Origin of the sequence: Amaricoccus sp. (genome assembly GCF_036846665.1) — a bacterium.
Classification (GTDB): Bacteria; Pseudomonadota; Alphaproteobacteria; order Rhodobacterales; family Rhodobacteraceae; genus Amaricoccus.
In genome coordinates, this window is the sequence record NZ_DAIUBO010000198.1 from 1 (window position 1) to 7212 (window position 7212).

The following is a 7212-nucleotide window of genomic DNA, read 5'->3' on the forward strand; positions in this document are numbered from 1 at the left end:
ACCCGTTAACACTTTAATCCCGTATTATCAGCCAGTTACGGCCCGTCCCCATGGGGACGGGCCGCCGCAGCCGCCGCCTCAGGTGGCCAGCACGTTCTGGAATTGCCAGGGATCGGCCTCGTCGATCTCCTCGGCGAACTGCGGCCAGCGGGTCGAGATCGGGGTCCAGTCGGTGTAATGCGCCTCGATCCGGCCGAGATAGGGGCGCTGGATCTCGAGGCAGCGGGCATGGTCCATCTCGTCGGTCTCCACGATCCCGGCGGTCGGATTCTCCAGCGCCCAGACCATGCCGGCCAGCACCGCGCTCGTCACCTGCAGCCCGGTGGCGTTCTGATAGGGCGCCAGCGCGCGCGCCTCGCGGATGCTCAGCCGCGAGCCGTACCAGAGCGCGTTCCTCGCATGCCCGTAGAGCAGCACGCCGAGATCGTCCTCGCCGCTCAGGATCTCGTTCTCGTCGAGGATCTTGGCCTCCGGCTGGATCACCCCCGAGCCGAGCGTCTCGTGCAGGCTCAGCACCGCCTGGTCGCAGGGATGATAGGCGTAATGGCAGGTCGGCCGGAACTCCGGCGCCTCCCCCTCGCCGATGGTGTAGTAATCGGCGATCGAGATCGCCTCGTTATGCGTCACCAGGAAGCCGTATTGCGGCCCCGCGGTCGGGCACCAGGTATGCACCCGCGTCAGGATCCCCGGGGTGTCGAGATAGATCGCCGCCCGGCAGCCCGCCCCGTGCCGGTGCCCGTTCGGCGGGAACCAGGTCTCGTGGCTGCCCCAGCCGAGCTCCGCCGGCTGGAAGCTCTCGGCGATGAAGCCCTCCACCGACCAGGTGTTGACGAAGGTGCCGATCGGCTTGGCGTCGCGCCCGGCCTGGGTGTCGCGCTCGGCGATATGGACGCCCTTGACGCCGAGGTCGCGCATCAGCGCGGCCCAGCCCGCGCGGTCGGTGGGTGCCGGGACGGGGCGGCCGCTGTCCTCGGCCAGCCGCAGCAGCGCCTCCTTGAGGAGCCAGGACACCATGCCCGGATTGGCGCCGCAGCAGGACACCGCGGTGGTGCCGCCCGGATTGGCCCGCTTCTCCCGCCGCACCGCCTCGCGCAGCGCATAGTTCGTGCGCTCGCTGGGATCGGCCTCGAGGTCGAAATAGAAGCCGGGCCAGGGCTCCACCACCGTGTCGATATAGAGCACGCCCAGCTCCCGGCAGAGCCGCAGGATGTCGAGCGAGCCGGTGTCGACCGAGAGGTTCACGCAGAACCCGCGCCGCTCCGGGAAGAGCGGGGCGAGGATCTCGCGGTAGTTCTCGCGGGTGAGCGCCGCCTGGATGTGATCGACGCCGCGCTGGGCGAGGAAGGCCGCATGCTCGTCGGAGGGCTCGATGACATGCACGTCATGCGGGTCATAGGCGAAGTGGCGCTCGATCAGCGGCAGCGTGCCCTGGCCGATCGAGCCGAAGCCGACGATCACGACGGGGCCGTCGATGCGGCCGTGGAGCGGGTGGGTGCTGGCCATGCCTCGGCTCTCCTTCCTGCGGCAAAACGAAAGGGCCGCGCGACGCCCGCGCGGCCCTTCGGCGGGATGGGCTGGCGGCGATCAGTTCTTGGCGTAGAACTCCACCACCAGATTGGGCTCCATCATCACCGGATAGGGCACGTCGCCGAGCGCGGGCGTGCGCACGAATTCGGCGGTCATCTTGGCATGGTCGACGCTGAGATAATCGGGAACGTCGCGCTCCGGGCTGCCGGTGGCTTCCAGGACGATGGCGAGCTGGCGCGACTTCTCGCGCACCTGGATCACGTCGCCCTCCTTCACGCGATAGGAGGCGATGTTCACCCGCTGGCCGTTCACCTGCACATGGCCGTGGTTGACGAACTGGCGCGCGGCGAACATGGTCGGCACGAATTTCGCGCGATAGATCACGGCATCGAGGCGCTTCTCGAGCAGCCCCACCAGCAGCTCGCTGGTATCGCCGCGCAGGCGCTCGGCCTCGGCATAGATGCGGCGGAACTGCTTCTCGGTCAGGTCGCCATAATAGCCCTTGAGCTTCTGCTTGGCCCGCAGCTGGGTGCCGAAGTCGCTCATCTTGCCCTTGCGGCGCTGGCCGTGCTGGCCGGGGCCGTATTCGCGGCGGTTCACGGGGCTCTTCGGGCGGCCCCAGATGTTCTCGCCCATGCGGCGATCGATCTTGTATTTCGCGGACGTACGCTTGGTCACGTCGGTTTTCCTCGTCTATCCAGTCGCAACAATGGCGGCGGCTTCCTTTGCCGGGACGATCCCGGCCGACAGGCTTCCCCTTGCGGGGTCCACAGACGCCCATTCCCGCCACCCCAACCGGGCAGCGGACCGGGGGCTTATAGCGACTGCGCGACCGCTGTCAATCCGGACGGGATCACGGCCACTGCGAAGGCCTGGCCGCTTGCGGCCCGGGCCGGCAGGCGCTCATATGGCGGCCCCGGCCGGAGGTGCGTGCAGGTGGACGAGCGGATGGATCGCAGGGGCGTCTTCGCCTGGATGCTCTTCGACTGGGCGAACCAGCCGTTCCAGACGCTGATCGTCACCTTCGTCTTCGGACCCTATTTCGTCGCCCGCGTGGTCGGCGACCCGGTGGCGGGACAGGCGCATTGGGCGACCGCGACGGCGATCGGCGGCGCCGCGGTGGCGGTGCTGGCGCCGCTGCTCGGCGCCGTCGCCGACCGCACCGGGGCGCGCAAGCGCTGGATCGCCGCCTTCTCGGCCCCCTTCGTGATCGGCTGCGCCGGGCTCTGGATCGCCGCGCCGGAGGCCTCGCCGCTCTGGCTGATCCTCGCCTTCTTCGTGCTCGCCTATGTCGGCTCGGAATTCACCCTGATCTTCTCGAACGCCATGCTGCCCGGGCTGGGGCCGCGGCGCGAGATCGGGCGGATCTCGGGCTCGGGCTGGGCGCTCGGCTATGCCGGCGGGCTGGTGGCGCTCGCCCTGGTGCTGGCGCTGCTGACCCCGGCGCCCGGCGGGACGCGCACCCTGGCCGGGCTCGATCCGGTCTTCGGGCTGAGCGACGCGCTGGGCGAGCCGGCGCGCGCGGTGGGCCCGGCCAGCGCGCTCTGGTATCTCGTCTTCGCCCTGCCGCTCTTCCTCTTCGCCCCCGATGCCGCCCCCGCCGCGCGGCTCGGGAAAGCGACGCGGGAGGGGCTGCGCGACCTCCGGGCGACCTTGCGCCAGATCCGAAGGTTCCGCGGCTTCTTCACCTATCTTCTCGCCTCGATGGTCTATCGCGACGCGCTCGCGGGGCTTTTCGCCTTCGGCGGCATCTATGCCGCGGGCGTGCTCGGCTGGGGCATGTTCGAGCTCGGGCTCTTCGGGATCGTCGCGGCCGGCGCCGGGGCACTCGGCGCCTGGCTGGGCGGACGGGCGGACCGCGCCTTCGGGCCGCGGCCGGTGATCGTCGCGGCGATCTGGATGCTGATCGGCGTCGGCGGGCTCGCGCTGATGACCACCCGCGAGGCGGTGCTCGGCATTCCCGTGGCCCCCGGATCCCCCCTGCCCGACCGGGTGTTCTTCTTCGCCGGCGCGGTGCTCGGCGCCGGATCGGGCATCCTCCAGGCCGCCTCGCGCACCCTGCTCGTGCATCTCGCCGAGGGCAGGGTCGCCAGCGCCCAGGCCTTCGGCCTCTACGCGGTCTCGGGCAAGGTCACCGCCTTCGCCGCCCCGGCGCTGATCGCGGTCACCACCGCCGCCACCGGGTCGCAGCGGCTGGGCTTCAGCCCGGTCATCGCGCTTTTCCTGATCGGGCTCCTCCTGCTATACTGGGCAAAACAAGAATACGAGCAGCCCGGAGACCTCCCCGCATGATCCAGACGGCGCGTGCCATCACTCTCGCCATCCTCGTCGCCGCCGGTTGCGCCGCGGGCGCCGGCGCCCAGACCGCGCAATCGCTCTTCGCCGCCAGGGCGACGCCCTCGCCGCACGGCGCCCATCCCGTCGGGCAGCACGCGCGCGGCTGCCTCGCGGGCGGGGTCCAGCTGCCCGAGAGCGGGCCGACCTGGCAGGCGATGCGGCTCGGCCGCAACCACAACTGGGGCCATCCCGAAATGATCGCCTTCGTGGAGGATCTCAGCCGCAGCGCCACCCGGGTCGGCTGGAAGGGGCTCTACGTGGGCGACATCAGCCAGGCGCGCGGCGGCCCGGTCAAGGGCCATGCCTCCCACCAGATCGGGCTCGACGTCGACATCTGGTTCACGCCGCCGCCGCGGCTCGACCTCAGCCGCCGCGAGCGCGAGCAGCTCTCCGCGATCGACGTGCGCTCCGCCGACCAGCGGCACGTGAACGGCAACTGGACGAAATCCCACGAGGCGCTGCTCAGGGCGGCCGCGCTCGACCCGCGCGTCAACCGCATCTTCGTCACCGCGCCGGCCAAGCTCGCCATGTGCGCCGACGCAGGCGCGAACGACCGCGCCTGGCTCGGCAAGATCCGGCCCTGGTGGGGCCACAACGATCACTTCCACGTGCGGCTGAACTGCCCTGCGGGCGCTGCGGGCTGCGTGATGCCCGACCCGGTGCCCGCCGGCGACGGCTGCCAGGACGCCGTCTGGTGGGTGACCGAGGCGCTGGAGCCGCCCGACCCCAACGCCCCGAAGCCGAAGCCCAAGCCGCCGCTGCGCCTCGCCGACCTGCCGCCGCAATGCGGCGAGGTGCTCTCCGCGCGATGAAGCGTGCCGCCATCCTCGTGCTCCTGCTCTGGGCTCCCGCGGCCTCCGCGGCCGGGCCGGCGCTGCTGCTCGACGCCGAGATCCCCTGGACCGAGCCCGAGGCGAGCTTCGGCGGCTTCTCGGGCCTCGCGGTGACCGACGACGGCCGGAGCCTCATTGCCGTCTCCGACAAGGGCACCTGGGCGACCGGTCGGATGGAGCGCGAGAACGGAAGGCTCACCGGGATCGCCATGACCGGCCACGGGCCGCTGCACGAGATCTCCGGCACCCCGCTCGACGGGCTGAACGTGGACGCCGAGGGGCTCGACCTCGATCCCCGGGGCCGCGCCTATGTCTCCTTCGAGGCCTTCCACCGGGTCCGGCGCTACGACAGCCTCGACGGCCCGGCGGCCCCCGTGCCGCCCCACCCCGATTTTCCCCGCCTGCAGAACAATTCCGGCCTCGAGGCGCTGACGATCGACGCCGAGGGCACGCTCTACGCCATCCCCGAGCGCAGCGGCAAGCTCGACCGCCCCTTCCCGGTCTACCGGTTCCGCAACGGCCGCTGGGACAAGGATCTGCGCCTGCGCCGCGACGGCGACTTCCTGGTGGTGGACGCGGATTTCGGCCCCGACGGCAAGCTCTACGTGCTCGAGCGCAGCTTCCGCTGGCTCGGCGGCTTCGCGACCCGGATCCGCCGCTTCACCCTCGGCCCGGAGGGGCTCGGCGACGAGACCACCCTGTTCGAGACCCGCATCGGCGAGATGGACAACATGGAGGGGATGTCCGTCTGGCGCGACGAGGCGGGCAGGACCCGCGTCACCCTGATCTCCGACGACAACTTCTTCGCCCTGCAACGCACGATCATCGCGGAATTCCTGCTCGCGGAGCGCTGATACGACACCCGGCTGCATCGATCTGCCGAGCGACACCGGGAACCGGCAGGAGCGAGGCACTGCCTCGCGCCGGTTCGTTGAACGCAGCGCGCGAGCGCGGTGGTCGAAGGGGGGGTCGGGTTTCGCCGTCAGCGGGTGATCCGCGCGCGCATGCCTGGCAGGCGCGCGCGGATTCGTCTCCCGCCAAATCCGCGACGACAAAACCCAGTTGACCGGCGCCGGCCCGCGGCGATCACCCGGAGACCGGGTCAGGCCAAGCCCCGCTCCGCCGCCGCCTCCAGCGCCGCCGCCAGGCGCGCCAGCGCCTGCGGCCGATAGCCCGGGTCGCGCGCCCACCGGGCAAGCGCCGAAGGCGCGAGATCGAGCAGCGCGCCCGGCCCCCGGCGCGGGCGCGGCGCGATCTCCAGCAGCCGGTCGAAGAGACCCGGCGCCGCGGAACCGCGCGCCATCAGCGGCGCCGCCGCATCGCGCTCCGCCGCCCAGCCGGCCACCGCGGCCGGGTCGAGCGCGAGCCCCGCCGCCGCGGCGCCCTGCGCCACCCAGACCAGCGCGTCGCTCGAGAGCCCCGTCACCGCCCCGCCCCCGCCGACCGAGCAATGGTCGCCGGGAAACCAGCGCTGCTGATAGGCGCCGCGCACCCGGCCGCCGTTCAGCGCCGCGAGATTGTGCCAGAGCGTCGGTGGGAAGCCGCGCCGCCGCTCGTCGATCGACACCGCATGCCGCGCCGCGGCGACGCAGCCGGAGAGCGCGGTGTCGTGGAAGGCCAGCCCGCGGTTCAGCCGCGCCGCCAGCCGCATGTGCCCGGGCAACCCCAGCGACCCCACCGTGTCCCAGATGCCGAGATAGGCGAGCCTGAGCGCCAGCCCGGCGGCCGCGCCCGTCTCCGCCCGCCAGGCCGCCTCCCGCGGCCCCAGCACCACATGGCCCGCGTGGCGCGCCCTGAAGGCCAAAGCCGCGGGGCTGTCCGGCCGGCTGGCGGCACCCCGGTCGCGATAGAAGGCCAGCGCCGCGGGGATCGCCGAAGCCTCGTCGCGCTCCAGGATGCCGCAATTGCGGATCAGCCCCGCGAGCGAGCGCGCGGTGAAGGCCCCGCGCGAGAAGCCGAAGAGATACACCTCGTCGCCGGGCGCATAGGTGAAGACGAGGAAGCGATAGGCCGCTGCCAGCGTCGCGGTCAGCCCCTGGCCGAAGAGGCCGCCGAGGGTGCGGTCGAGCATGCGCGCCAGCCCGCCGGTGCCGCGCCCGGTCCCGACCCCGTCGAGATGGCAGACCACCTGCGCCACCCCGTCCGGCGCCTGCGCCAGCACGGCCTGCGCCAGCCGCGCCACATTGGTGGGCCGCTCGGCGTCGATGCGTTTCCAGGTGCCGTCGCAGGCGATGACGATGCGTTTCATGGATCGCTCCGGATCGCCCGCCCCGGGGCGGCCGCCCGGCGGGGCGATCATTGCATGGATGTCTCGGGATCTCGCGGGTCTCCAGCACCCGCGCCCGCCGAGCATAGCGCCAAAAGCTTTCCCAATCCCTGCCCCGACGCCGCAAACGCCCCAGGAAGATCGCATCTGGCAAAGCAACCCCGTCAGGCAGAGGTCCAAGCGCGCCTGGCGCAACCACCCCGCCCGGCGGGCACCGCCGGGCAGCGCCCGCCCCGCCCGTCACGCCAA

Annotated in this window: 6 protein-coding genes; 3 read left to right on the forward strand and 3 right to left on the reverse strand. The window is 72.0% G+C overall.

Features of this window, described 5'->3' with window-relative positions:
• Positions 1 to 78 precede the first annotated feature (78 nt).
• The gene (locus V7050_RS16235; protein ID WP_324369070.1) at positions 79 to 1503 is read right to left on the reverse strand and encodes a homospermidine synthase; all 1425 of its coding nucleotides are present in this window, start codon (positions 1501 to 1503) and stop codon (positions 79 to 81) included.
• A gap of 81 nt (positions 1504 to 1584) precedes the next feature.
• On the reverse strand, positions 1585 to 2205 hold the full coding sequence (gene rpsD / locus V7050_RS16240) for a 30S ribosomal protein S4 (protein WP_324369072.1): 621 nt from the start codon (positions 2203 to 2205) through the stop codon (positions 1585 to 1587).
• Positions 2206 to 2463: 258 nt separating this feature from the next.
• Between rpsD and V7050_RS16245 the strand changes: the two genes are divergently transcribed.
• From V7050_RS16245 to V7050_RS16255, 3 genes are read left to right on the forward strand one after another with little or no spacing between them, the layout of a single operon-like run.
• Entirely contained in the window at positions 2464 to 3819 is a 1356-nt protein-coding gene (locus V7050_RS16245) for an MFS transporter (RefSeq protein ID WP_324410839.1), read from the forward strand.
• Entirely contained in the window at positions 3816 to 4676 is an 861-nt protein-coding gene (mepA, locus tag V7050_RS16250; RefSeq protein ID WP_324369076.1) for a penicillin-insensitive murein endopeptidase, read from the forward strand. The genes V7050_RS16245 and mepA overlap by 4 nt, the downstream gene beginning before the upstream one ends.
• On the forward strand, positions 4673 to 5551 hold the full coding sequence (locus V7050_RS16255; RefSeq protein WP_324369078.1) for an esterase-like activity of phytase family protein: 879 nt from the start codon (positions 4673 to 4675) through the stop codon (positions 5549 to 5551). The genes mepA and V7050_RS16255 overlap by 4 nt, the downstream gene beginning before the upstream one ends.
• Before the next feature lie 248 nt (positions 5552 to 5799).
• On the opposite strand, the gene V7050_RS16260 is transcribed toward V7050_RS16255, so the two are convergent.
• On the reverse strand, positions 5800 to 6945 hold the full coding sequence (locus V7050_RS16260) for a DUF2235 domain-containing protein (protein WP_324369079.1): 1146 nt from the start codon (positions 6943 to 6945) through the stop codon (positions 5800 to 5802).
• Positions 6946 to 7212: the final 267 nt, after the last annotated feature.

What these genes read in the sequence shown, in the direction of transcription:
- V7050_RS16235 (WP_324369070.1), bottom strand. Translation starts at nt 1,503, where the DNA reads ATGGCCAGCACCCACCCGCTCCACGGCCGCATCGACGGCCCCGTCGTG.
- mepA (WP_324369076.1), top strand. Translation starts at nt 3,816, where the DNA reads ATGATCCAGACGGCGCGTGCCATCACTCTCGCCATCCTCGTCGCCGCC.
- V7050_RS16255 (WP_324369078.1), top strand. Translation starts at nt 4,673, where the DNA reads ATGAAGCGTGCCGCCATCCTCGTGCTCCTGCTCTGGGCTCCCGCGGCC.
- V7050_RS16260 (WP_324369079.1), bottom strand. Translation starts at nt 6,945, where the DNA reads ATGAAACGCATCGTCATCGCCTGCGACGGCACCTGGAAACGCATCGAC.